A 26751-nucleotide genomic window follows, 5' to 3' on the forward strand; every position below is an offset into this window, starting at 1 on the left:
AATTTATTTGAAATCTTCCTAAATATGATTTTGGTCATAAAATTTTAACTTTTCTGAAAGTAGCTTTGTATTAAAATTAAATATTATGATCACAACAGATAACACCACAATTCAAAATATTACTTACACAAAGTCTACTAATATTATTGACTTAATCAACAATAAAATTAAAGCTGAACAAGAGAATGCTTTTGGAATCACTGTATTATTTATCATGATAAGCACAATGATCGCTTCTGCTACAGCTGCATTAGCTATACATCATCAATTCTCTTTTGTTTATTTAGCATTAGCTTTAGTAACAGCTATGGGAACAAATGCAACTGCATTTAGTCAAAGTCCATTTAAATATGTAGCCTGGGCAGGAATTATTAGTATTACAACTAATATTGTTTTAATTCTAATGCAATTAATTACCCTATATTTTTAGGCTTATTTTCATAAATTTTAAAGAAGAGCATAGAAGCTATATTTCGTGCTCTTTCTTTAGCTTGATGAGCTTTTTCTCCAATAAATAATTCATCAATTGTAGTAAACCATAATTGCAACCATCTACCAAAATGTTCCTGAGAAATTTTAAAGTTAGAATTTTCATCTACATCTCTATGTTTCTCAATTGGATTTCCTTTAAATTTTCGAACAAAAAACAAATTAGTTTCCCAAAAATCAGTTAAATGTTCTAAATGATTATTCCATTCACTTTCAGGAATTGCATTGAGAAAAAAATGTCCTATAATTTCATCTTTTTTTATTTTATCATAAAAAGAAGAAACTAATAAATAAACATCTGCTCGATTAACTATTTCTTTTTTATTCATTGATCGAAATATATAAATTACTGTGGTAAAATTATATCTTTAGTACAATTAAACTTTATGATTATAGTCATAACATTATGATACCTGAAACACTTTTAATTGAATATAATGCTACTTTGAAAACTTTTGATAAAGATGAGATTATCTTTTCAGAGGGAGAATTTGCTAGAAATTATTATCAAGTTAAACATGGAATTATCAAAATGAATAACTTTAATGATGATGCTAAAGAATTCATTCAAGGTATTTTTTACAAGAGACAAAGTTTTGGTGAACCGCCTTTATTCATTGATGTTAAATATCCTGCAAATGCAACTGCTATAGAAAAAAGTACAATTTATATTTTACCGAAAGAAAAGTTCTACGAATTACTCCAAAACAATAAAGAAGTACATTTTAAAATCACAGAAAGCCTTGCAAAAAGATTATACTACAAAGCCATAATTGCTTCAGAAATTTCTAGTCAAGAACCATCACATCGAATTTTAAGGTTTTTCGATTATCTAAAAAACGATGTTTTTAAACAAGAAGGAAAATTCACATTAAAAATAAACTATACACGTCAGCAAATATCAGACATTTTAGGCTTACGAGTAGAAACCGTAATACGTACTATAAAGCAACTTGAAAAACAAGGAGAAGTAAAAATTGAAAATAGAAAGGTTTATCGTTAAAATAAAGATCTAATTATACAAAAAATACTATTTGGATTTTCTATTTTTGTCGTTTGAACACAACACACTAATATGAGTTTAACTACATTAAATGCCATCTCTCCTATCGATGGTCGATATAGAAACAAAGTAGATCAACTAGCAAATTATTTTTCTGAAGAAGCACTTATCAAATACAGAGTTAAAGTAGAAATAGAATACTTTATCGCTTTATGTGAAATTCCTTTACCTCAATTACAAGATATTAATAAAGATTTATATCCTGAATTACGTAAAATATATACTGATTTTAATGCAGAAGATGCTTTAAAGATTAAAGATATAGAAAGTGTAACAAATCACGATGTTAAAGCCGTTGAATACTTTATCAAAGAAAAATTTGATGCATTAAACTTATCGCAATACAAAGAATTTATTCATTTCGGTTTAACTTCTCAAGACATTAACAACACAGCAATTCCTTTATCTATTAAAGATGCTGTTGAAGAAGTATATTTTCCTACATTAGATAGTTTAACTTCTAAATTAGCTGATTTAGCAAATGAATGGGAAAATATTCCAATGTTAGCCAGAACACATGGCCAACCAGCTTCTCCTACAAGATTAGGAAAAGAATTATTCGTTTTTGTAGAACGTATTAATCAGCAAATATTATTCTTACAACACATACCAAATGCAGCTAAATTTGGTGGAGCTACAGGAAATTATAACGCTCATAAAGTTGCTTATCCTGATATTGATTGGAAAGCTTTTGGAACTTCATTCGTAGAAGAAGTTTTAGAGTTACACCACTCTTTTCCAACTACACAAATTGAGCATTACGATCATATGGCTAGTTTATTCGACGCTATGAAACGTGTGAATACTATTCTTATTGATTTGGATCGTGATATTTGGACATACATTTCAATGGATTATTTCAAGCAAAAAATTAAAAAAGGTGAAGTAGGTTCTTCTGCAATGCCGCATAAAGTAAATCCAATTGATTTTGAAAACTCTGAAGGAAACTTAGGTATTGCTAATGCTATTTTTGAGCATTTAGCTGCTAAATTACCTGTTTCTCGTATGCAACGTGATTTAACAGATAGTACAGTTTTACGTAATGTTGGTGTTCCTTTCGGACATACTTTAATTGCTTTTAAAGCTACTTTAAAAGGTTTAAATAAGTTATTACTAAATCAACAAAAATTTGAAGATGATTTAGAAAACAACTGGGCTGTTGCTGCTGAGGCGATTCAAACTATTTTGCGTAGAGAAGCATATCCAAACCCTTATGAAGCCTTAAAAGGTTTAACTAGAACTAATGAAAAAATTACGCAACAATCTATTGCTAATTTTATAGATACTTTAGAAGTTTCAGATGCCATAAAATCTGAACTAAAACAAATTACTCCATCAAATTACACTGGAATTTAATGAAATATTTAATCTTATCTTTTCTAGCTATAGTACTAACTTCTTGTAATATAAATACAGAAGGAAATCCAGAACGTTTTAAATACGGAACTTTTGAAATTCCTGCTGGAAATAATTACAGCAAAACTATTATAGTTAGAAAAGATAGTTTACAAATAGAATATTACACTAAAAAAGTAACGATTTCTACAGATAGTACTGTAATTGAAAAAGAAATACAGAAAATAGATACTTTATTTATTACTTGGAGAAACAACTTTTCATATACATTGAAAATGAAAAACCCTAAGACTGAATTAGATAAAGATCCTATTAATGTACAGATGAGTAAGGTTACAGATTCTTCTTACAACTACGTTTCTAGAATAGGTTTTTCTAAATTTAAACCTAAAGGAACTGTGTACATTAGCAAATCAACTATTAAAAACTAAGTTAATAAATTGGTTATTTAAAATAAATCTAGTTAATTTGCGAATTGATGAAGGTGTTTAAGAAATATTTATCCGTAGGGATGCTCTTATTTTTATTACTAAGTCCATTAGTAATACAATTAGCGCATTCTTTAGATTCTGACCATATGGAATCTGAGATTTGTATGTCTGAGGATGATAAACACTTACACGAACATGAAGTTGATTGTGAAACTTGTGAGTTCAATTTTAACAGTTTCATGTCTAACGAATTTGCCTTCATATCTTACATAGACACACAAGATATTGACCAACCTGATAGTCAATACACTTCACTTGAACAATTTTTCAACTTAAATTTTACACTAAGAGGTCCACCTGCTTTAGTTTAATTATTCGTATTAGCAAATAATTCAAACTAAACAATCATAATGAAACCTAATCACCATATTTTGATTGTATTATTGTTTTTAATTTCAAATTCAATAATAGGTCAAAATTGTAAATATACTTTTTCTGGGCTTGTAGAAGATTTTCATGATAAATCACCTATAATTGATGCTACTGTTTACATCAAAAACCTTAATAGATATGCTGCCACTGATTTAGATGGTAAGTTTAACTTTAAGAATTTATGCAGTGGTAAATTAATCGTAGAGATTTCTCATGTGGCATGTGATACACAAACTATTGAAATCAATTTAACTAAAGATACATATAAGGTTATTGATTTAGAGCATCACATAGAAGAACTTAAAGAAGTTCAAGTAAAATCTTTAACAGGAATCAAAACTAAAACATCACAAGAAACTTTAATCAAAGAAAAAACGATTGATGCATACAGTGATGCTAGTTTAGGAGATGCCTTAAAAGAAGTATCTGGTGTGTCTTCATTAAATACTGGAAATTCTATAGTAAAACCTATAATTAACGGACTACATAGTAGTAGAGTACTTATATCTGTAAACAATGTTAGATTACAAGATCAAGACTGGGGAGTAGAACATGCTCCTAATATAGATATTAGTTCTGCTGGAAGTATTTCTGTAATTAAAGGTGCAAATGCTCTTGAATATGGTGGTGATGCAATTGGAGGTGTTGTTGTTGTTAACCCTCCTAAAATTATTCTTAAAGATTCTTTATACGGAAAAACTATAGTATCTCAACAAACAAATGGTAGGCTTTCTTCAATAAGTACATCATTACATAAAACTTTTGAAAAAGGTTGGTTCGTAAATGGCCAAGCATCACTTCGTAGAGCTGGTGATTTTGAATCTGCTAATTACAATTTAACTAACACAGGTTTAAAATCACTAGGCTTAACATTAAGCGGTGGATTCAAAAGATTTGACAAAGGATTTGAGATCTTTTATAGTAGAGTATCTAATGAAATAGGAATACTAAGAGCGGCTCACATTGGAAGTACGTCTGATTTAGTTAATAGTATTAATAATGAAATACCATCTGTTATTAATGATTTTAGCTATGACATTAACAATCCTAAACAAGATGTAACTCACCAAATAATAAAAGCTAACTTTTACAAGCGATTTAAAGGGCTTGGAAAGTTTACATTACAATATGATTTTCAACACAATCAGCGAAAAGAATTTGATATAAGGCGTGGTGGTCGTAATTCAATTGCGGCATTAGATCTTACCCTAAAAAATCATAATATAAAAGCTGATATGAAGTTTGATGCTAATCCGAACAAGATATTCAAAATTGGGATTTCTGGCGGATATCAAAATAATTTTCCTGACCCTTTAACAGGGGTAAGACGACTAATACCTGATTACGATAAGTATAATGTGGGAGTTTATACTTTATCTGAATTGATTTTTTTTAATGGTTTAATTTTTTCATCAGGTATCAGATACGACTTTAACCATATTAACGCAAAGAAGTTTTACTTAAAATCTAGATGGAATTCACTTAATTATGATCAAGATTTTAGTTCTATAATATTAGAAGACAGAGGAACACAATTCTTAACCAATCCAACTTTTAATTATCATAATTTATCAGCTTCAGTTGGTTTGTCTTATGAATTTGATCCTAAAAACTCTTTACTGTTTAACTATGGATTATCTAACAGAGCTCCTAATCCTTCTGAATTATTTAGTGATGGTTTACATCACTCTGCAGCAAGGATCGAGTTAGGAGATTTGCGTATCCGTCCAGAATCTTCCCATAGAATTTCTAGCACCTATAAGTATACAGGTGAGAAATTCAAAGCCTCTATCGAAGGCTTCTATAATTTTATCGATGACTTTATTTATTTAGAACCATCGGGAACAGAAACTACCATAAGAGGTGCTTTTGTTACATGGTCTTACAAACAAATAAAAGCCAATTTATTTGGCTTAGACACCGATTTATCATACCAAATTAATGATAATTTTTCAATTAGAAACAGATCTTCTTTTATAAAAGGATACGATCTTAGTACTAATAGAGCTTTAATAGATATTCCAGCATTTAAAACAGTTAATACTTTACAGTATAATAAAGCAAACTGGAATAATTTTTACGCTACTTTAGAAAGTGAGTTTAATGCGAGACAAAATGAGTTTCCAAATAATAACTTTACTACATTTATAGCTACTACTAACACTAATGCTTTAGTTGACATTAGTACTCCTCCTGATGCATATCATCTGCTTAATTTTTCTACAGGATTAAACTTTAATCTGTTCAAAACGAAAATGGGTATTAATTTATATGTCAATAATGTTTTAAATACTTCCTATAGAAATTACTTAAATCAATTACGATTTTTTGCAGACGACTTAGGAAGAAATTTTAAACTACAATTAAAAATTAATTATTAAATAAATAGAACCTTAAATAAATTAAACAATTATATTATTATGAAATCAATCAAATTATTAGCATTCTTATTTATTTCTACATTAGTATTTACTGGATGTTCTGATGATGAAACTCCTGAGCAAGTAAACGAAGAAGAAGTAATTACAACAATGACTATTACATTAACTCCTAATGGTGGTGGTACTGCAATTGTATTACAAACTCAAGATTTAGATGGTGACGGACCTAATGCTCCAGTTATTACTCCAGCTAATGCTACTTTAGCTGCTAATACTGTATATAACGGATCTATTGTTATATTAAATGAAACTGAAAGTCCAGCTGAAGATATTACAGAAGAAATCGAAGAAGAAGCTGATGAGCACCAATTCTTTTTTACTGCTGTAGGACCAAATATTGCATTTAACTACGAAGCTCCTAATGACTCTAACGATAACCCAGTAGGTTTAAACTTTAATCTTGTTGCTGGAGCTGCAAGTACTGGTACTATTACTGTTACTTTAAAGCATGAGCCTACAAAGCCAAATAACGGATTAGTTGAGCAAGCAGGTGGAGAAACTGATATTGAAGCTACTTTTAATGTAACTATTCAATAATTAGTTCATACGAATTAATCAACCAAATAAAAAAAGAGCTTCCTTATGAAGCTTTTTTTTTATTTATATGAGTTTATTTTAATCAACTCAAAATATTGTCATCTATAATTATTACAAATAAAATGACATCTATTTTAAGATACATACTTTGTCTTTTTTAAACTAAGTAAAACTACTAATGAAGCTAAAAAGAAAATCGCTAAAGATAAAACACTCCATTGCATCGAATTTGTAATAGCATTTAGTAATCCGTAAACAAAAGTTCCAGTTACAATAGCTATTTTCTCAGTTACATCGAAAAAACTGAAATAAGTAGCATGATCGTCGGTTTCTGGTATTAATTTAGAATACGTTGATCTTGCTAAAGATTGAATAGCTCCTAAAACTAAACCTAAAACTCCACCTAATAAATAAAAATAAACTAATATATTATTTAAGTCTTTATGTAAAAGGAAAGCCCCAAAACAAACGAACATCCAAACAATAATAGTAATCGTTAACGCTTTTATATTTCCAAATTTTTCTGATATTCTAGAGAAAAGAAAAGCTCCTAAAATTGCTAAAACTTGGATAATTAATATGGTTCCTATTAAATTAATCTTCCCTAATTTTAATTCAGCCGTACCAAATAAAGTAGCTGTTAAAATAATTGTTTGAACTCCAACACTCAATAAAAAGAAAGCTATTAAAAAGCGTTTTAAAACTGGATGATCTTTTTTTACTTCTTTCAATACTTTTTTAAGTTCTTGAAAGCCTTTCCATAAATAACCTTCTTCTAATTGATCTTTTGGTATTTTTTTATCTTTTGGTAATCTTTTAAAAGTTATTTGAGCAAAACCTAACCACCATACCCCCACAACTACAAAAGATAAACGTGTAGCCACTCCTTCTGTTAACCCGAAAGAATCATGAAACATTACTAACGATAAACATAAAAGAAGTAGTAATATAGAGCCGATATATCCATTTATAAAACCTCTTGCACTTACCCTATCATGATCTTCAGGATGCGCTATCTCAGGCAAGTATGCATTGTAGAAAACAATACTTCCCCAGAAACCAATACTTGCCAAAATACTTGATATAATACCAATCCAAGTTGTAGATAAGCCTTCAAATAAATACAAACTCATTACAGATAAACTTCCTAACAAACAAAAGAATTTCATAAAACTCTTTTTATTTCCCCTGTAATCAGCAATACCAGATAAAATTGGCGAAATAATAGCTACAATTAAAAATGAAAACGATAATGCATATGTATATAAAGAATTAGGATGTTCCCACTCTATCCCTAAGAACTTTACAAAATTACCTTCGGTAACAGCATCATAATACATCGGAAAAATTGCTGTACTGATTACTAAAGAATAAACTGAATTTGCCCAGTCGTAAAATGCCCAAGCTTTTATAACTTTTGAATCTCCTTGTATTGTTTGCATAATGTGTAAAAATTAAAAAACCGTTCTTGTACAAGAACGGTTTGCAATATACTTAAAAAGTTATCGTATTATTTTTTTACTCCTATATTTTTTGTTTGAGCGTTATACTTTGCTGCTAGCTGTTTTGCAGTTGGCAAATAAGCTTTTAAATCTGCAATTCTTGTTTGATTGTGTGGGTGAGTACTTAAAAATTCTGGAGGAGCTTTTCTTCCTGTTTTCTTAGCATTTTCACTCATTCTTTGCCATACATAAATAGCTTCTTCTCCTTTATAGCCTGCCATTATCATAAAAACTAAACCTAATTTATCTGCCTCTGTTTCATGAGTTCTACTAAATTTCAACATTCCTAATTGAGAACCAACACCGTAAGCCATATTCCATAAATTACGTTGTTTGCTATTTGCAGTTCCTAAAGCTACTGCTAAACCTCCCATTTGTTGCATTTGAGCAGAAGACATTCTTTCTTGACCATGCTTAGCAAATGCATGAGCTACTTCGTGTCCCATTACAGCTGCTACTCCGTTTGTATTGGCGCAAATAGGCATTATTCCTGTGTAAAAAACTACTTTTCCACCTGGCATACACCAAGCATTAATAGTTTCATCATTAATTAAATTAAATTCCCATCGATAAGAATTAGCTTCAGAAGTCATTTCATTGGCTCTCATAAAACGATCTACAGCTCCAGCTATATTTTTTCCAATTGTTTTTAATTCTCGAGCTTGTTTGGTATTATTAATAATTTTGCTCTTATTTTCTTTTAAGAAACCATCATACTGCTGAAAACTCATTGGTAAAACCTGAGAGTCGCTAACAAAATTCACTCTTTTTCTACCTGTAATTGGTACAGTTTCACACTGAATAAATAATGACATTATTCCTATAAATACTAATATTCTTCTCATCTGTTATGATTTTTTACACTACAAAGTTATGACTCATTTTCGAAGTAAAAGTCACTTTCTATGAAATTAAAAATACAAATTCTATCTTTACCATAAAAATCAAATATTTTAATGGAAACTAGTCAGAACAGAATCTTACCTTCAAGTATGCCTATACCAAACAAAATTAAGAAGATAAGCAGATTCATTCAATTTGTATCCCCTAGCCTAGTAACAAAATTCTCTTTAAAATTATTTTCTACTCCTATAAAATTTCCTTTACCAAATCGAGAGAAAACTATGTGGGAGAGTGCTCAAAAAAGCAGATTAAAAGTTTCTTCGATTGATAGGGAGATTGATGTATTAACTTATGGATATTCCCCTAAAAAAGTACTTTTAGTACATGGATGGTGTGGTAGAAGTACTCAGTTGTTTATGGTTGCTGATAAATTATTAGAAAAAGGTTATATGGTAATTTCTTTTGATGCGCCTGCTCATGGGAAATCTGAAGGAAAAACAACATTAATGCCAGAATTTATTGAAGCTATTCATGAAATAAATAAAGAACACGGGCCTTTTGAAGCTGCTGTTGGTCATTCTTTAGGCGGAATGTCTTTATATTCAGCATATGCAGATGGTTTTAAAACAAATAAAATTGTATCTATTGGCTCTGGAGATACTATCAGTGAAATTCTAATGAATTTCACTAACAATCTTACAATAAAACCTAAGATTGCTAAAAGAATGAAAAATTATTATGATAAGAAATTAGGTAGAGATATCGATTTAAATGCTAGCTCTGAAACAGCAAAACAAGTAGATATACCTGCTTTAGTTGTTCATGATTCTTTAGATGGTGATGTGGCTGTAAGTTGTGCATACAGTATTCGTCAAAACTTAAACCAAGGTTCTATTTTAATTACGCAAGGTTTAGGACACACAAAAATCTTACGTGATAAAGAAACCATGAATAGAGTTGTTGATTTTATAATTTCTTAAGTATGAAAAAAATATTTGTTTTATTCGCTGTATTAACCTTAATTTCTTGTGAATCTATTGCACAGAAAGATAAAGCTTCATCGAAAAAATATAAAGTTCAAAAAACGGATCAAGAATGGAAAAAAGCTTTAACTCCAATGCAGTATTATGTATTGAGAAAAGCTGGAACAGAAAGACCAAACACAAGTGAATTTAACTACTTGAAAGAAAAAGGAACTTTTGTTTGTGCAGGTTGTGAAACTCCTTTGTATAAATCGGAACGTAAATTTAATTCAGGAACAGGTTGGCCTTCTTTTGACAAAGCTATTGAAGACAATATTGAAACTGATGTAGATTATAAGATTGGTTATGCCAGAACAGAACTTAAGTGCAATACTTGTGGCGGACATTTAGGACATCGATTTAATGATGGGCCCAGAGAAACTACAGGATTGCGAGATTGTATTAATGGTGTAGCTTTAAAATTTATTCCTTCAAAAATATAACGTAAATTAAGAGTTGAAATTTCAACTCTTTTTTTATGGCCAATTCTTACTTAAATAGCGCTATCAAACAATTTGAATATTACAAAAGTTTAGGAGATAAAACGTTTCATCAACTTAGTAATGATCAATTTTTTTGGATAGCCGATGCTCATGAAAATTCTATAGCAATTATAGTAAAACACATGGTGGGAAATATGTTATCGAGATGGACAAACTTTTTAACTGAAGATGGTGAAAAAGATTGGCGTAATAGAGATCAAGAATTTGAAAATTCATTCACAACTAAAAAAGAAGTAATTGATTATTGGGAACAAGGTTGGCAATGTTTATTTGATGCAATTACTCCACTTAATACAAATGATTTAGAAAAAATTATTTACATCAGAAATCATGGTCATACTGTTACAGAAGCAATCAATCGTCAGTTATGTCATTATTCTTATCATACAGGACAAATTGTATTTTTAGGAAAAATGCTAACTAACGAAAAATGGCAATCTTTATCAATTCCAAAAGGGAATTCAAAACAATACAATCAAGAAAAATTCTCAAAAGATAAAATGCGTAAACACTTTACAGAGGATTTATAATTGTTTGCGTTGTTGCTCTTTCACATAAAGAAGAATAAATTACAGTTGCTTTATTAGCTGATGTATCTTTTTTACTCAGTCGATCTAAGAGTTGTTTTGCTGTAGTTCTTCCTAAACGCTTTCCGTGTTGATCAATTGTGCTTAAACTTGGTTTTAAATGTTCAGAAATTTTAGTACCTGCATAACCGATCATCAACAACTTTCTATCTTCTAAAAGTTGTCTTTTACTTGCTATTCTATAGGCAGCTAAAGAAGCTTCTTCATCTAAAGCAATAATTCCATCGACTGCTTCTTCATCAAACAAAACATGAAATTCATTTTCAATATACATTTCATTTCCCTTAACAATAAGAGGTTCTTGTTTATCGTCTTTAATTGCTTCTAAATATCCTAATAATCTTGCATTTTCATCACTTAAATTTTTATTCGATGAAGCTAATGCAATATTAGAAGCTCCTTTAAATTTTAAATGTCGAACTGCTTTTTGTACAGCTTCAAAGTCATTAACTAATACTTTATCACATGCTACAGAATTATCAACTCTATCAAACATAATTAAATCAATATTATCTGAAATGTCACTTAAATGACTAAAATCTTGTTTTAATTGTGTTTCTTCTGTAACAGCTATAATAATACCGTCTACCAATCCGTTTACTAATGTTTCTACTGCTTTTACTTCCTTCTCGTAAGATTCATTAGTTACAGTAATAATAATATTGTAATCTGTATCCGCTAATACACTTTCAATACCTCTTAAAGCTCTAACTAAAAAGAAATCTTTAATACTAGGTAAAACAACACCAATAGTATTCGTTTTTCCCGATTTTAAATTTAATGCTGCTCTATTAGGCCTGTAATTGTATCTTTTGGCAGCTTCTTCAACTTTTTTCTTAGTTGCTTCACTAATCTCGTAACTATCATTTAAAGCTTTAGAAACTGTAGATGCAGAAACATCAAGAATCTTTGCCAACTCTTTTAGCGTGATACTTTTTTTCATAAAAATTAATATTTGTTCGGTTCCTTCGGTCGTAAATGTATTAATTTGCTTTTTGTGATCAAAAAAAATATGGTTTCACCATTATAAAATTATACCAAATGAACTCTTACATCTTTACTTCAGAAAACTTAGGATTTAGAAATTGGAAAACTAGTGATCTAGATGAATTACATCGCTTAAACTCTAATACTGAAGTAATGCGTTTTTTTCCTTCTACAGCTTCTAAAGAACAGTGCGAAGATTTTATAAAAAGAATGCAACAGCAATTTGAGACTCATAAATATTGCTATTTCGCTACTGAAAAATTAGAAACTCAGGAATTTATTGGTTTTGTGGGGCTTTCTTTACAAACTTATGAAGCTGATTTTAATCCTTCTACAGATATTGGTTGGCGTTTATTACCTGATTTCTGGGGAAATGGTTACGCTACTGAAGGCGCAAAACGTTGTTTATCATACGGATTTGAAACTTTAAAATTATCTGAAATTGTTTCTGTTGCTCCTTCAATTAATATCCCTTCAATAAAGGTAATGGAGAAAATAGGAATGCAAAAAGCTAATACTTTTAATCATCCATTATTGAAAGAATACCCTAATCTTGAATCTTGTGTTCTATATAAAATTAAACAATAACATCTTGTAACAAAGTTTAAACATACTCGTCTCCGTTTTTAGTAACCAAGTAAAAAATTAGAGATGAAAAATAAACTATTACCGCAGTTGTTTATTATATACACTAGGTATTTAATAGGATTTGCTTTTGTATTTGCCAGTGTGAAAAAAATTCAAGGACGACGATTTACTTCCGTTAGCGGTGCAGAAAACCCAATAAATACGTCTTGGCATTTTTTTGAAACTTTATATCAATCTGGTTTGTATTGGAAATTTATAGGAGTCGGACAATTAATTGCAGGATTGTTATTAATGACACAACGTTATTCTAAACTAGGCGCTGTTGTATTTTTTCCTGTGATAGCCAATGTTTTTGTGATTACAGTTTCTTATGATTTTAATGGAACACCAATTATAACTGGACTTATGCTTTTAGCTAATGTTTTGTTGTTGGTTTGGGATTGGGATACCTTAAAAGTATTAGTAGACAAAGAACCAAATTTTCCAGATGTAAACAGACTAGAATCAGATACTATTTGGACCTTTATGGGTTTCGCTTTTCTTTTGATTATGATGTGTGTTGGTTTTATCAAAAATGGAAGAGATCTCTTACTGCTGTTGATTGGTATTTTATCTGTTAGTATTGGCGGATTAATTTTAGGAATAAAAAGACATAAAAAACGAGCTATTTAATAGCTCGTTAATTTCAATTTCCTTCAAACCAGTTTTTAAAAATAGCTACTTTTTCTCTACTTACTATAATTTCTTTTTCGAGTTGAAATGATGTTATGATTTTTAATCTACTATTGGAATAAACTAACACATCTTTTATGGAATTTATTCCAACTATAAATGTTCTATTTACTCTAAAGAAATTTTTAGGATTTAAAACTTTCACCAAATCTTCTAACTTAAAATCTAAAATGTATTTTTTTCCTGAATTGGTTACTAAATACACCGTTCTTCCTTCAGCATAAAACAAAGAAATTTCATCTGTTTTTAATGAGTGAATATGGTTTCCTAATTTCACTAAAAAGCGATCTTTAAATTTTCTTGTAATTAAATCTTTAGCAACATTAGATACGGCTTCTGTTTTTTTGAAAAGATTTTGCATTGACTTTAATTTAGTCATTGCTTTAGAAATATCAGTGAATGTAATGGGTTTTAAAATATAGTCTATACTATTCACTTTAAAAGCATCTATCGCGTATTCATCAAAAGCTGTAACAAATATGATAGGTTTATCAATCTTAGTTTGATTAAAAATCTCAAAACTTAGACCGTCTGTTAATTGAACATCCATAAAAACAACATCAAATTCATTTTCTGATTGAAAAAATTCTACTGCGCTTTGAATACTATCTAGTTTCGAAGCAATTTCAATAGTTCCGTCGTACTTTAAAAGATAACGTTCTAGTTTCTCTACTGCTAAGGATTCATCTTCAACTATTATTATTTTCATTTTAGTTTTCTTCAGTTTTGGTAGTTAGTTTTGGTAGAGTTATCGTTCGTTTAAGATCGGTTGTAATAAGTTGTATTTCTATATCACTATAAATCTTATAAACTCTTTCTATCTCTTTAATATGCTGTAATGTAAAAGGTGCTGTTATTTTATCATTGGTTAGATAAGTAAGAATAAAACTGTTTTCAGTTTCTTTTAATTCTATTTTTAATTCTAAATTCGATGAGATAATTGTTGTTCTAATAATTTGTTCAATTGTAAAAAGTAAGCTTCTTGGTACGACTAAGAAATCGCTTTTTACTTCATTTATCATTGTAATATTTCTGTATGGTAAATAATTAAAAAGATGTACCAGCTCGTTTGTAGTTTCTAATTCCTCTTGAATTGTTACTAATTGTTTTTCCTTACTTGATAAAATATAACGATATATAGTTGCTAAATGATCAATAAAATCATCTGCTAAGTCAGTATCATTTTGAATTAATACTAATAAATTTTCTAAACTTTCGAATAATAAACTAGGGTTGATTCCTTGTTTAAATTCTTGAAAATCTTCTTCAATAAATTGAAGATATTGTTGCTCTTCCTTTAATTTATCTGTATTTATTTTATGTAAATATTCGTGGCTAATAAAAAGTAAAATATAAATAGCACTTACTACACTAAAAATACTATTGAACAATAATAATTCTTCAAAATTTGGTGAAAACCCTAATACTTTCTTGTAATAAATCGTCATAAATAACGATACGATTCCAATACATAATAATATAGTAACGAAGACTTGAATCAGTATAAAAACAGGAGTACTTAATGATTTAAGAAATCTTTTAAATTGTAATAATGAAAATCTTAAAAACTCTTGTACGATGTAAGATAACCCAATACACACATACAATTCTTGCCCTAAAAATTCTTGTTCAATTTGTGCTACATTATTATTCACTAAAAGAATTAATAAATACACCACTACTCCACTAAAAACAGGACTTAGTAATCGAAATAAAGGTTTATGTATAAATAACTTTTTCATCGTATAATTGGCAATTTTACTAGAAATTTATCTCCGTTACTCATTTCTATATTTTTTCCTGTTAAAAGCAAATACCTGTTATTAATGTTCTTCAATCCTATTTTAAAAGAACTAACATTTTTAGGCTTCGATGTAATGTTATTTTGAACATAAATAAATTCCTCATCGTTGGTAATTTTCATCATCAAAGGTTTTTCAATACTTAAAACATTATGTTTAACAGCATTTTCAACCAACATTTGTATAGATAATGGTGGAATTTTAGTTCCTGATAAGACAGGAGATAATATTATTTCACATTTAAATTTATTTTCGAATCTATTGTTAATTAAGAAAATGTACGACGCTACTAATTCCATTTCCTTCTCTAATTCAGTAAGTTTTGTATAGTAACTTTTTAAAACATAATCGTACATTAAAGCTAACTTTCTAATAAATAAAGAGGCTTTTGTTTTGTCTTTATGAGTTAATGATGAAATTGCGTTTAAACCATTAAATAAAAAATGTGGACTCAGTTGTGATTTTAAAGCTTCTAACTGATGTTCTATTTGATTTCTCTGAAGTTTTACTGTTTCTATCTGTAAAGTAGCGTATGCATAATATGAATATAAAGCAAAATAAACTACTTGAAACAATATTGAAATTATAAAAAGTATAATACTCAATTTTATTAAAATCAATGAATATTCTGATAGAAAATCAGAAATAGGATTCAATGCCAAAAGATAGAAGTAAAAAAGAGAAACACTAATTAAAAAAGTAATTACAAAATGTAAAATTATTCCCAGAAACAATCGTGTTCCTTCATTAGTCTTCCATGGTAATTGCCTATCTAAAACTTTGGAAATAATCAAATTTGAATATCCGCACACTATCCCTAAACAAGTTAATAAAAAGATGTTGATTATATTAATCTCTTCTCCTTTTTGCTCTCCAATTAGTATAAAATACCCCACTGATATTCCTAATGTTAGACCAGTTATAATAGTGAGAAGATGTATTTTCATTAGTTTCATGTTTGATAGTTGATATAACACAAATAAAGTAACTAAAAATCAACATGATATTTAGTTACTTTATGGTTTTAATAAATTGCTTTCATAGCTTTACCAAAGTAATGATCTGAATCTATACTTTTTGCCCTCTTTAAATAAGCATCTTTTACACGCTGTGAAGCTCTTTTAACTTTTGGTGCAAAAGCTACTAAAGAAGAAGATAAATACGTATTAGAATCTATTGTTTTTAAAGAATCTAAAACTCTTAAAAGTTGATCTTCTGTTAAATTTCTTTTTGCTATTTTTTTGTAAACATCTGATGCATAATAATCTGAATCTACATTATTCTCTATAAGTGTAATTAATTCATTTAATGATTTATCATCTAACTCTTTTTTAAGTAAATCTTTTATAACACTAGATGCATAATAGTCAGAATCTACATCTCCCATAGATTTGATAAATGCGTTATAATTTTCTTTAGATAAGTCTTTCTTTTTCAACGCATTTTTTAATATCTGACTTTTGTAATAATCAGAACTAATTTGATTAGATAACATCATAATTTTACTCATATTTGATTTATTTAAATCTCTATGATCTAAAATTTTAGTCAATACTTCAGTTAAATAATAATCTGAGCTAATATTTTTAGAAATTTCTAATAATTTTTCTAATTGATCATCAGTTATAACCATATTATCTATAGCATTTGTTAATAACTGAGATTTGTAATAGTCTGATTTTATAGTTTTAGTTGCGTTTATATAAGCCGATGCTCTTTGTTCATTTTGTAATAATATATCTTGATTCTTTTGAAGAACATCTGATAAATAATAATCTGAATCAATTGTTTTTCCTGCTAAGTTGATAAACTTAACTATTTCAGAATTATTTAAATTCTTATCTGATAATAATTTAAAATATTTAGCCTCTGCATAATCACCATCAATTTTTTCTATTTCATTAAAAACTGCATTCGCTCCTCCTCTATTATAAAATCGATCAACCCTAGCTTCAGCTGCTATACCTGTATGTCTAATAATTTCCGGTAAAATTTCAGCTAACCAAACTTTTCCTTCAGGTTCAAAACTTTTTTCGCTCCAACCGACATAATACCTTTTCCTTAACGTACCATTTTCAGCCTCAATTACTAACTTTCTCTTTTTTCCAAAACTTGTTTTTTTAATCTCAATAAAACCACCTCTAGTTATAGAAACAATATCTTTATCATCATCAGAAACTTCTATTTCACCTTCATATTCTATCTGAAATTTTCCCTTTCCTTTTATGAATAAAGTAATGTTACCTACGGCTTTTTTAAGTTTTCCGTTTTTCCCATAAATTTTAACATTTGTCTGTGCTGTTGCATTAAATGCTACAGAAGATAATATTATGAACAATGTTAATATGATCGATTTTGTTTTCATAATTACTATTTTTTGTTTTTATAGCTTCAAAAGTATTTGATGATTAGACTTTAAAAAAACGAAATGTAACCAACTGTATTTTTATTGTAGTCAATTGTAAAATTTAATTTTATATCTTTAAAATACATTTCATTTTAAAACTTTCATGGATAAAAAATCAATTTCAAATTTATTAGAAGAGAAGCACCAAGAATTATTTAAATGGATTGAACAACAAGAGGGAAATTACTGGAAAAAAGGGCCAGAAAATAGATGGACAGCCGGGCAACAAATTCAACATCTTGTAGATTCTATAAAACCATTAAATCTTGCTTTAAGTTTACCCTCGTTTATTTTAAAAGCAAAATTCGGAACAACCAATCGAGAATTAAGAACTTATGATGAAATTGTAAAAAAATACAATGAAAAGTTAGTTCAATACAAAGACAAAGCTAGAGATTTTAATAGTAAAGTGAGTACACCAGACGAAAAGAAACTAATTAAACTGGTAACTACACTAAAAAAACACAATAAAAAATTACAAAGTAAGACTCAAAAATTAAGCGATCATAAACTAGATAATTTAATTTTACCTCACCCATTACTAGGAAAAATGCCGCTTCGTGAAATAATTATGTGGACAGCACATCATACTGAACATCATACAAGAGATTTAATTGAAAACTACTCTTAAAATACCTATATTTGTGCCTCTAAAAAATGTAGCAGACATCGATGTTTAATAATTTAAGTGAAAAATTAGATAAGGCTCTACACTCGCTGAAGGGTCATGGTAAGATAAATGAAGTTAACGTTGCCGAAACTTTAAAAGAAGTTCGTAGAGCACTTTTAGATGCCGATGTTAACTTTAAAATTGCAAAACAATTCACAAACTCGGTTAAGGAAAAAGCCATAGGACAAGACGTATTAACAACGTTAAATCCGGGTCAGTTAATGGTAAAAATCGTAAAAGATGAATTAACTGAATTAATGGGTGGAGATACTGTAGGTATCAACCTTGGAGGAAGTCCGACTGTAATTTTAATGTCTGGTTTACAAGGATCGGGTAAAACAACTTTCTCTGGTAAACTAGCCAATTACTTAAAAAACAAGAAAACTAAACAAGTATTATTAGTAGGTTGTGATGTGTATCGTCCTGCCGCTATTAATCAGTTACAAGTTGTTGGAGAACAAATCGGTGTTGAAGTTTATGCTGAAGTAGGAAACCAAAATCCTGTTGAAATTTCTCAAAATGCAATTAAGCATGCAAAAGCAAACGGAAAAAATGTGGTGATTATTGATACCGCTGGTCGTTTAGCTGTTGATGAGGAAATGATGACAGAGATTTCTAATATTCATAAAGCTGTAAATCCAAATGAAACATTATTTGTTGTAGATTCTATGACAGGACAAGATGCAGTAAACACTGCAAAAGCCTTTAATGATGTTTTAAATTTTGACGGAGTTGTATTAACGAAGTTAGATGGTGATACAAGAGGTGGTGCTGCATTATCTATTAAATCTGTAGTTGATAAACCAATTAAATTTATTGGTACAGGTGAAAAAATGGATGCAATTGATGTATTCCATCCGAATCGTATGGCAGATCGTATCCTTGGAATGGGAGACGTTGTGTCGTTAGTTGAGCGTGCTCAAGAACAATACGATGAAGCTGAAGCTAGAAAATTACAAAAGAAAATTGCTAAAAACCAATTTGGTTTTGACGATTTCTTAAATCAGATTCAGCAAATTAAAAAAATGGGTAGCATGAAAGACTTAGTTGGAATGATACCTGGTGCTGGAAAAGCATTAAAAGATGTAGATATTGATGATGATGCATTCAAAGGAATAGAAGCTATAATACGTTCTATGACTCCAGAAGAAAGAAGTAAACCTTCTGTTATAAACGCAAGTAGAAAAAAGAGAATCGCAAAAGGTTCTGGAACCTCGGTACAGGAAGTAAATCAGCTCATGAAACAATTTGATCAGATGAGCAAAATGATGAAAATGATGCAAGGCGGCGGAGGCAAAAGAATGATGCAAATGATGCGAGGAATGAGATAAAAAATTACAGAAGAGAAGTGTGCCCACTTCTCTTTTTTATTTACGTAACATAAACAACACACTAACAACAAGAAATGATTTTATTAGACGGAAAAAAGACTTCTGCAGACATTAAAGAAGAAATTGCTTTAGAAGTTGGAGAGTTAAAGAGAAATGAGAAAAAAGCACCACATTTAGCTGCAATTATTGTCGGTAACGACGGAGCAAGCTTAACGTATGTAAATGCTAAAGTAAAAGCATGTGAGCGTGTAGGTTTCGAATCAACTTTAATTCAATTGCCAGAAGAAACTACTGAAGCTGAATTGTTAAATGAAATTGAAATCTTAAATGTCGATAATGATATTGATGGATTTATCGTACAGTTACCTTTACCTAAACATATCGACGAACAAAAGGTATTATTAGCTGTAGATCCTGCTAAAGATGTAGACGGTTTTCACCCTGAAAATGTTGGTAGAATGGCTTTAAATTTACCAACTTTTATTTCTGCAACTCCATTCGGAATTTTAGAATTACTAGACCGTTATGAAGTTGAAACTTCAGGAAAAAATGTAGTCGTTATTGGACGTAGTCATATCGTTGGAAGTCCGATGAGTATTTTACTTTCTCAAAAAAGAAAAGTAGGAAATGCTACAGTTACTTTAACACACAGTAGAACTCAAAATTTAGAAGCAATTACAAAAGAAGCAGATATTATTGTTGCTGCTATTGGTATTCCTGAATTTTTAAAAGGTGATATGGTAAAAGAAGGTGTTGTTGTAATTGACGTTGGAATCACTAGAGTTGCTGATGCTTCTAAAAAGAGTGGATTTAGATTAGTTGGAGATGTTGCTTTTGATGAAGTAGCAGAAAAATCTTCGTTCATTACTCCTGTTCCTGGAGGTGTTGGACCAATGACTATAGCAATGTTATTAAAGAATACACTTATCGCTAATAAACGTAGAAATAGTTAATACTATATACATTATATAAAATAAAAAAGGAAGCAAATTGCTTCCTTTTTTATTTTACTTTTTAATTCCCGGTAATCCTTTCGGTTTTTTTGTTTGCCAATAGAATGTTTCAGCTTTTTTCTCTTTAGGCCAAACCTCATCTAATGTATCTCCTTTATAAACTTTACCATTTTTAATTACATGAGTAATTGTATTAGTATTACGTATATTTTCTAATGGATTTTTATCTAAAATTAAAATATCTGCTAGTTTCCCTTTCTCTATACTTCCTAAATCTCCATCTAAACCAATAGCTCTTGCTCCTAAAATCGTTGCTACTTTTAAAGCATCAAGATTTTTCATTCCTCCACTAGCAACAGACCAAAGCTCCCAATGATATCCTAAACCTTGTAATTGTCCGTGACTTCCAATCCCTCCAACACCATCAGATTCTATTAAATCTTTCATAAACTCAGCATGCTTTTTAAACACATGCTCTTCATCCATAAACCAACCTGGTCTTCTTCTAGATTTCTGAGCCAATTCTTCGTAAGGTGTGAAATATTGGATTTTTTTATCTCCCCAAACGTTTTCTCTCGAATAATAATAATTTTCAGCCCAAGGACCTCCATAAGAAACTAATAGTGTTGGTGTTACTGCCATTTTAGATTCAGCTACAGTTTTAGTAACATCTTTATATATCGGATAAATTGGGAATGAATGTTCATGACCTGGGTAACCATCTAAAAGTTGAGTCATGTTTAATTTAAAATCTAATCCACCTTCAGTAGTAGGCATTAATTTTAACTCCTTTGCAGCCATAATAATCCATTGGCGTTGCTGGCGATTTCCTACTAAATACATTTTAATACTCTTTGTATTATAATATTCACTGTATTGCTTTAGTACATCTTTAGCATGATCTAAACTTTTAATTTGATATTGCCAAAAACCTACACCTGGCCCAGTACTATAAACTCTCGGACCATGAAGCATACCCGAATTTACCATATCCGCATATGTTAATACATCTGTAGTACCAGTTTGAGGATCTCTAGTTGTAGTAACTCCATAAGCTAAATTTGCAGAATATAACCAAACCTGATTTTTATGTAATCCCCAATATGGCCACATATGTGCATGTGTATCTACAAAACCAGGAACAATTGTTTTCCCTGTTATATCTATTATTTTAGCTTTTCTTGGCACATTTATAGTTCCAGACTTACCAACAGCTTTAATTCTATTATTCTCTATTAATACATCACCATTTTCTATAACTTCCTCACCATTCATAGTAATGATTCTTCCTCCTTTTAATAATAATGTTCCTTGAGGAATATCTTGTATATATTTTACCTTAATTTTAAACTCTTGTGCTTTAAACTTAGGTGTTTTTTTCTTCTTAGCTTTTTTGTTTTTACTATCTTTCTTATCGCCTTTCTTTTTCTTTTTGAGCTCCATTTCTTTTTTCTTGGCAGTAACAAGACTATCTTTAAACTTCTTACCTGCATTTAAATCGTATTTGAAATGACTGGCTCCTAAAGACCAATGTACTTTTTTACTATCTGAAGACCAAGCAGGAAATTCTCCTCCTAAAATAGTTAATTTCATTGCTGGGAAAGATGCACTTTGTGGTCTTGCTAATGAAATTGAAGGTGTTTTTCCAAAACGAGGAATAACAACAGTATAAATGTTATTATTAATTTGTGCTAATGCTGATTTTCCATCTGGAGAAATTTGAATTTCTGAAGGTTTAGATGCCTTACTACTTTCTCTCCATCCTTCTTCATTACTTGGCATTGCTGTATGTGGATGATCATCATTTGCATGATTATGTCCCTTTCCGAAAACATCACCAGAACCGTAAGTTGTAATTCCTGATAATTTTAAATGCTGTTTTTCATCTGTTCCATCCCAACGAATTGAAATTAGTCCTTTCGTGAAATGATTTAAATAAATACGATTATCTATTTTAGTAAAATGAGGTTTTCCTCTTCCTTTTGTTTTATCTATGATAGTAATAGCTCCACCAGCTGAAGGAATCCAAGCTAAATCCTCTTGTACTCTACTTGTAAAAGGACTCACTGCATCATCATAAACTTGTGCAGCTCCTTTAATAAATACAATTCTATCCGAAGAATACGACCAACTAGGTTCTGTGTAAACACCAACTTCTTTTGTTAACTGAACTGGTTTTGCTCTACCTGTACTATTTATTTTATATAAATGACCTCCACCTTGTTTCCAAGTTGTAAAAACAATGCTTTTTCCGTCAGGAGACCAAGCTGGATGCGCTTCAGTAAAATCATTTTTAGTTAATCTTCTAGGCTTACCGTTAGGCAAATCCATAACATATAATCTATTTAAAGCCGTAAATGCAAGTTTGGTTCCATCTGGTGAAGGTTTTGCGTCTCTAATTTGAGTTACAAAAGCTTCTTTTGTATCTTCTATAGGGTATTTAAATTCTAATCTTGGTCCCATATCTAGGTTTACATCTACTGAGAAAGGGATTTCTTTTGCTGATCCTCCTGAAACAGGAATTGAATAAATTTTTCCTCCGTAAGAAGTTATTAAATTTTTACTATCTGGAGTAAAAGACATAGCTGGTAATACTCCTAAAGGAGCAATTGACTCTTGTTCATCTCTTTGGACTGGATAAGCTAACCATCTTTCTTCTCCTGATTTTAAATTACGTAAAATTAAACCTGTTTCATCTTCAAATCGAGTTCCGTAAACCATCCAATTTCCATCATTTGATAATGTAGGAGTGAAAGCTGATCCATATCTTGAGGTAATAACAGATCTATCACCATCTTCCATATCATAAGTTCCTATTTGATATTGAGGCAAACTTGCGTTATAATTCCATGAGCCAAAACGTTGTGAAAAGTATAATAATTTTCCGTCTGGACTAAAAGCAGGATCAATTGCTTTTATTGATTTAGGCTTCCCAAACAATTGTGATCCTGAACCACTATCCTTATGATAAATGTGCAACTTTATATTTCTTCTTCCTTTTCCTCCAACTATATAATCTCCATCTGGAGTCCATTCTGCTGAAAAGAAATTATGTTTACTTTCTTTAGTAATTTGTTTATCCTTCTTGGTTTTTAAATCAAGTGTCCATATATTATCAGAACCACTTTTATCAGAAATAAACACTAATGATTTTCCGTCTGGACTATATTTAGGGTGCACATCATAAGCTAATCCCTTAGTAATTTGAGTTGCTTTTCCTCCAGTAATTGGAATTGTGTAAATGTCTCCCATTAAATCGAAAACAATCGTTTTACCATCTGGACTAACATCTAAAGAAATCCAAGTTCCTTTATCTGTAGTAAATGAAATTGTTCTCTTAGGCTCAAGCGGGAGTGTTTTTGTAGCCTTTTTCTTAATAGAATCTTTCTTCTTTTTTGTTTCTTGAGCAAAAATACTATGTATACTCGTAAACAAAAATAAGAGTACGAATACTCTTATTTTACTTTTAATTATCATATTTATCTGGTTAATATTCTAACCAAAGATATTGATTTTTCAGTTTATTATAAACACCTAAAACTTTAATTAACAAGGTTTATAATAATCGTTTTCTAATTTCAGCTAAACTATCATCAATTAATAATTTTCCATCTCTATATACTTCTCTTAGTTCACCTTTTTGTTCTTCTTCCCAAGAAACTTGATCAACTAATTTATATGCATCATTTTCTTTTTCAATTTTAATTAATCCTTTCGCTGATTTTTTAGTTCCGTCATCTGTAATTGGATCTTTAAAAATCTCTCTTCCTTCTCCGTCTACTTCTCCGTACGTTGCTTTCATAGCAAACCCGAAAGTATCTCTTGTATTATATTGATATGTAAAAGAACCGATTCCTAAAACAACATTAGTAGATGCAAATCCTTTTTGTTTTAATCGCTCACAAATTTGAGTTGCTCTAGCTAAAGTGATACTATCACCATAAATAGCTCCGATGTGCGCATCTAATTCTTTATATCCTTTTTCATTTGTAACTCCATCAAAAATATCCCAGAGTAATTCTACTACTCCTTTTTGTTCGACTTCTGAAGTAGCGTTTGGATTTCCACAAATAATATCAACTGGATCTCCACTATCTGGACGAATGACTACTTTTCCATCTCTAGCCAAAACCTCTTCTTTTAAGTTCGGAAGATATTCTGTTAATACTTTCCATAAATCCCAAGTATCAGAAACGATAGAAACAATTCCTTTAGGATATACTTCTGTAATTAATCTTTTAAAAGTTTCTTCTTCTCCACTATTTGTTCCCATACACATTACAGAGTGTTCGGTTGCTGCGACAGATCCTCCGATTAATTCTGTATCAGAATTTGCATTATAGTATTCTTCTAAAAAATCTACTGATGGAATTGTATCGGTTCCTGTAAAGCTTAGTAAGTGACCAGATGCAGATAAAACAGCAGCTTCTAATCCTGCCATACCACGCATAGAAAAATCATGACCTTGCCAGTCTACAAATTCAGGAATTGAAGAAGTTTCTAAAGCATATTTATCTAAAATCTTTCTGTATTGCTTCGCTATTGTTGCTGAATTACAAGGCATCCAAATTGTTGTAGATAATAAAGTTTCGAAATAATTTGTTAACCAAAAGAACTCAGGTAATGTATTATACATGGTAAACATTGGCACACGAATCGGTACTGAAACTCCTTCTGGTAAAGCTTTAATTACCATTGGTAAAAATCCTAAATCGTGTAATGCTTCAATATGCGCTATCCCCACTTGATTTTCGCCTAAATAATTATTGATTCTTCTCGCATATCTTTTTGAAATCTCTTCCTTTGGTTGCTGAAAGAAATTCTTTGAAAAATCTTCAATTATATATTTTTTAATGAAGTATTGTAATCCAAAAAACACAACTTCATTTACACCTTCAATTCTACTTTTCCTTGGTGTCCAGTTAGAATATACTAAAGTAGTATTATCAGGATATTGTCTTCTGTGATCTACTTTGTATCCGTCTGTATATAATAAGGGATTCATATGTTTATTTTTTTAATTGCTGTTGATTCTGCACCGTAAGAGCCATAAAATTCATCAAAATGTTCTTTTAATAACTCCCAATTTAATTCTGGTTGATATTGATCTAAACACGTCATTACTAAAGTTGATTTCTTTGATTTATTATAAATCTGATCGATATTTTTCGCATGTAATAATAACGGTATGTTTAGTTTAGCTGTTCGTAAATGTTTCTGAAATTCGTTGTAAACACAGGTTTCTTCTTCAGTATTTACCAATTTTAATTCTTCTTCATTTAGCATCCAACCATTTCCATGTCGTGTCGCATAAGATCTTGTGATATAATAGGTTTCTATATTTTCAATGTTTAACTTTTCACAAATCTCAATGGCATTTTTTGCTGTTGTATTTGCATAAGTGACATTAGGAAACGTACCATGATTCATATCTAACAATACTCCTTGACTACCTTCGAAAATAATGGTTTCATATGTATTTAAAAAAGAATAGTCTTTAATTTTTATATCTAAATCGGAAACACAATCTAAAAAATATGTTACTTCAGCACTTAATTCTGGAATATCAAATAATCCATAATAGTTTGCAATACTGTTTAGTTTTTCTAAAAGCATAGATTTAGGACCTACCAAATCGATTGCATACAATTTATACGGACCTTCATTTCTCTTCATCGTTGCTCCTATTCCTTTACCACAACTTCCGTGAGCTAAATTTTTACTGTTTTTCCTATTCGACCAAACATCGAAAGGAGTCGTTACTTTTGCCAATGGATGAACTGACAAAGTAACGTTGCCTTTCTTCTTTTTTAATTCTTGTAATTCTGTATGCAAAAAAGTAGGATGAATAGTACAGTGTTCGCTAAAATACGAAGGTAATCCGCGTAATGCTCCACTACAAAAGCTAGAGTGTACGTGTTTTCTATCTCCTATTTTAACCGTGTGTGCTGCTTGTTGTCCGCCCGAAAAACGGACTACTATAGCTTCTGGATTTTTAGTACACAAAAAATCTGTTGTAATACCTTTTCCTTCGTCACCAAAACCTAATCCTATAACTATTTTTGCTTTTTTCAT

Annotated in this window: 26 protein-coding genes; 15 read left to right on the forward strand and 11 right to left on the reverse strand. The window is 30.0% G+C overall.

All coding sequences use genetic code 11. The annotated features are described in order from the left end of the window. Nucleotides 1-85: 85 nt before the first annotated feature. Entirely contained in the window at nucleotides 86-430 is a 345-nt protein-coding gene (locus Q1A46_RS10505) for a hypothetical protein (RefSeq protein ID WP_299677854.1), read from the forward strand. Here the strand turns inward: Q1A46_RS10505 and Q1A46_RS10510 are convergent. Then, a complete protein-coding gene (locus Q1A46_RS10510; RefSeq protein ID WP_299677857.1) occupies nucleotides 414-818 on the reverse strand; it encodes a group III truncated hemoglobin in 405 nt (134 codons plus the stop codon). The genes Q1A46_RS10505 and Q1A46_RS10510 overlap by 17 nt on opposite strands. Nucleotides 819-895: 77 nt before the next feature. Between Q1A46_RS10510 and Q1A46_RS10515 the strand changes: the two genes are divergently transcribed. The 6 genes from Q1A46_RS10515 to Q1A46_RS10540 all read left to right on the forward strand — a co-directional run bounded on the left by Q1A46_RS10515 (nucleotide 896) and on the right by Q1A46_RS10540 (nucleotide 6749). Further along, the gene (locus Q1A46_RS10515; RefSeq protein WP_299677860.1) at nucleotides 896-1492 is read left to right on the forward strand and encodes a Crp/Fnr family transcriptional regulator; all 597 of its coding nucleotides are present in this window, start codon (nucleotides 896-898) and stop codon (nucleotides 1490-1492) included. Nucleotides 1493-1564: 72 nt separating this feature from the next. Then, on the forward strand, nucleotides 1565-2908 hold the full coding sequence (gene purB / locus Q1A46_RS10520) for an adenylosuccinate lyase (protein WP_299677863.1): 1344 nt from the start codon (nucleotides 1565-1567) through the stop codon (nucleotides 2906-2908). Then, nucleotides 2908-3339: a hypothetical protein gene (locus tag Q1A46_RS10525; protein WP_299677866.1), complete on the forward strand. Its 432-nt coding sequence runs from the start codon at nucleotides 2908-2910 to the stop codon at nucleotides 3337-3339. The genes purB and Q1A46_RS10525 overlap by 1 nt, the downstream gene beginning before the upstream one ends. Nucleotides 3340-3386: 47 nt before the next feature. After that, nucleotides 3387-3710, forward strand: coding sequence for a hypothetical protein (locus Q1A46_RS10530; RefSeq protein ID WP_299677869.1), 324 nt, complete (start codon nucleotides 3387-3389; stop codon nucleotides 3708-3710). A gap of 39 nt (nucleotides 3711-3749) precedes the next feature. Further along, a complete protein-coding gene (locus Q1A46_RS10535) occupies nucleotides 3750-6152 on the forward strand; it encodes a TonB-dependent receptor domain-containing protein (protein ID WP_299677872.1) in 2403 nt (800 codons plus the stop codon). 39 nt (nucleotides 6153-6191) lie between these two features. Then, entirely contained in the window at nucleotides 6192-6749 is a 558-nt protein-coding gene (locus Q1A46_RS10540) for a type 1 periplasmic binding fold superfamily protein (protein ID WP_299677875.1), read from the forward strand. A 134-nt stretch (nucleotides 6750-6883) separates the two neighbouring features. Here Q1A46_RS10540 and Q1A46_RS10545 read toward each other — a convergent pair whose 3' ends face one another. Together Q1A46_RS10545 and Q1A46_RS10550 are read right to left on the reverse strand one after the other, a co-directional pair. Further along, nucleotides 6884-8191: an MFS transporter gene (locus tag Q1A46_RS10545; protein ID WP_299677878.1), complete on the reverse strand. Its 1308-nt coding sequence runs from the start codon at nucleotides 8189-8191 to the stop codon at nucleotides 6884-6886. Between the two features lie 68 nt (nucleotides 8192-8259). Then, nucleotides 8260-9096 (reverse strand): M48 family metallopeptidase, encoded by an 837-nt coding sequence (locus Q1A46_RS10550; protein ID WP_299677881.1) that lies wholly within the window; start codon nucleotides 9094-9096, stop codon nucleotides 8260-8262. Nucleotides 9097-9207: 111 nt separating this feature from the next. Here Q1A46_RS10550 and Q1A46_RS10555 point away from each other — a divergent pair, with 111 nt between their 5' ends. From Q1A46_RS10555 to Q1A46_RS10565, 3 genes are read left to right on the forward strand one after another with little or no spacing between them, the layout of a single operon-like run. After that, entirely contained in the window at nucleotides 9208-10074 is an 867-nt protein-coding gene (locus tag Q1A46_RS10555; protein WP_299677884.1) for an alpha/beta hydrolase, read from the forward strand. 2 nt (nucleotides 10075-10076) lie between these two features. Beyond that, complete coding sequence (msrB, locus tag Q1A46_RS10560) at nucleotides 10077-10559, forward strand: peptide-methionine (R)-S-oxide reductase MsrB (RefSeq protein WP_299677887.1); 483 nt, start codon at nucleotides 10077-10079, stop codon at nucleotides 10557-10559. A 35-nt stretch (nucleotides 10560-10594) separates the two neighbouring features. Further along, the gene (locus Q1A46_RS10565; RefSeq protein WP_299677890.1) at nucleotides 10595-11149 is read left to right on the forward strand and encodes a DUF1572 family protein; all 555 of its coding nucleotides are present in this window, start codon (nucleotides 10595-10597) and stop codon (nucleotides 11147-11149) included. Here the strand turns inward: Q1A46_RS10565 and Q1A46_RS10570 are convergent. After that, nucleotides 11133-12149: a LacI family DNA-binding transcriptional regulator gene (locus tag Q1A46_RS10570; RefSeq protein WP_299677893.1), complete on the reverse strand. Its 1017-nt coding sequence runs from the start codon at nucleotides 12147-12149 to the stop codon at nucleotides 11133-11135. The two genes, Q1A46_RS10565 and Q1A46_RS10570, sit on opposite strands and share 17 nt — an antisense overlap. A 98-nt stretch (nucleotides 12150-12247) precedes the next feature. On the opposite strand from Q1A46_RS10570, the gene Q1A46_RS10575 reads away from it, so the two are divergent. Next, nucleotides 12248-12781: a GNAT family N-acetyltransferase gene (locus tag Q1A46_RS10575; protein WP_299677896.1), complete on the forward strand. Its 534-nt coding sequence runs from the start codon at nucleotides 12248-12250 to the stop codon at nucleotides 12779-12781. A gap of 63 nt (nucleotides 12782-12844) precedes the next feature. Continuing rightward, nucleotides 12845-13453 (forward strand): hypothetical protein, encoded by a 609-nt coding sequence (locus Q1A46_RS10580; RefSeq protein WP_299677899.1) that lies wholly within the window; start codon nucleotides 12845-12847, stop codon nucleotides 13451-13453. Nucleotides 13454-13466: 13 nt separating this feature from the next. Here the strand turns inward: Q1A46_RS10580 and Q1A46_RS10585 are convergent, their stop codons facing one another. The 4 genes from Q1A46_RS10585 to Q1A46_RS10600 form a co-directional block, all read right to left on the reverse strand. Further along, nucleotides 13467-14222 (reverse strand): LytTR family DNA-binding domain-containing protein, encoded by a 756-nt coding sequence (locus tag Q1A46_RS10585; RefSeq protein ID WP_299677902.1) that lies wholly within the window; start codon nucleotides 14220-14222, stop codon nucleotides 13467-13469. A 1-nt stretch (nucleotide 14223) separates the two neighbouring features. Beyond that, complete coding sequence (locus Q1A46_RS10590) at nucleotides 14224-15255, reverse strand: histidine kinase (RefSeq protein WP_299677905.1); 1032 nt, start codon at nucleotides 15253-15255, stop codon at nucleotides 14224-14226. Then, nucleotides 15252-16262 (reverse strand): sensor histidine kinase, encoded by a 1011-nt coding sequence (locus tag Q1A46_RS10595; protein WP_299677908.1) that lies wholly within the window; start codon nucleotides 16260-16262, stop codon nucleotides 15252-15254. Before Q1A46_RS10595 ends, Q1A46_RS10590 begins: the two co-directional genes overlap by 4 nt. 77 nt (nucleotides 16263-16339) lie before the next feature. Beyond that, nucleotides 16340-17680: a hypothetical protein gene (locus Q1A46_RS10600; RefSeq protein ID WP_299677911.1), complete on the reverse strand. Its 1341-nt coding sequence runs from the start codon at nucleotides 17678-17680 to the stop codon at nucleotides 16340-16342. Between the two features lie 145 nt (nucleotides 17681-17825). On the opposite strand from Q1A46_RS10600, the gene Q1A46_RS10605 reads away from it, so the two are divergent. The 3 genes from Q1A46_RS10605 (at nucleotide 17826) to folD (ending at nucleotide 20676) form a co-directional block, all read left to right on the forward strand. Then, nucleotides 17826-18353, forward strand: a complete 528-nt coding sequence (locus Q1A46_RS10605) for a DinB family protein (RefSeq protein ID WP_299677914.1) — start codon at nucleotides 17826-17828, stop codon at nucleotides 18351-18353. 41 nt (nucleotides 18354-18394) lie between these two features. Beyond that, nucleotides 18395-19723 (forward strand): signal recognition particle protein, encoded by a 1329-nt coding sequence (gene ffh, locus Q1A46_RS10610; protein ID WP_299677917.1) that lies wholly within the window; start codon nucleotides 18395-18397, stop codon nucleotides 19721-19723. Nucleotides 19724-19797: 74 nt separating this feature from the next. Next, nucleotides 19798-20676, forward strand: coding sequence for a bifunctional methylenetetrahydrofolate dehydrogenase/methenyltetrahydrofolate cyclohydrolase FolD (gene folD, locus Q1A46_RS10615; RefSeq protein ID WP_299621968.1), 879 nt, complete (start codon nucleotides 19798-19800; stop codon nucleotides 20674-20676). Between the two features lie 54 nt (nucleotides 20677-20730). Here the strand turns inward: folD and Q1A46_RS10620 are convergent, their stop codons facing one another. From Q1A46_RS10620 to Q1A46_RS10630, 3 genes are all read right to left on the reverse strand, one after another. Then, nucleotides 20731-24153 carry an amidohydrolase family protein gene (locus tag Q1A46_RS10620; protein WP_299677920.1) on the reverse strand — a complete coding sequence of 1141 codons (3423 nt, stop codon included), beginning with the start codon at nucleotides 24151-24153 and terminating at the stop codon, nucleotides 20731-20733. A gap of 79 nt (nucleotides 24154-24232) precedes the next feature. Beyond that, entirely contained in the window at nucleotides 24233-25681 is a 1449-nt protein-coding gene (locus tag Q1A46_RS10625) for a nicotinate phosphoribosyltransferase (protein WP_299677923.1), read from the reverse strand. Beyond that, nucleotides 25678-26751, reverse strand: coding sequence for an adenylosuccinate synthetase (locus Q1A46_RS10630; protein ID WP_299677926.1), 1074 nt, complete (start codon nucleotides 26749-26751; stop codon nucleotides 25678-25680). Before Q1A46_RS10630 ends, Q1A46_RS10625 begins: the two co-directional genes overlap by 4 nt.

The sequence above is a fragment of the uncultured Tenacibaculum sp. genome (assembly GCF_947502995.1).
Taxonomy (GTDB): Bacteria; Bacteroidota; Bacteroidia; order Flavobacteriales; family Flavobacteriaceae; genus Polaribacter.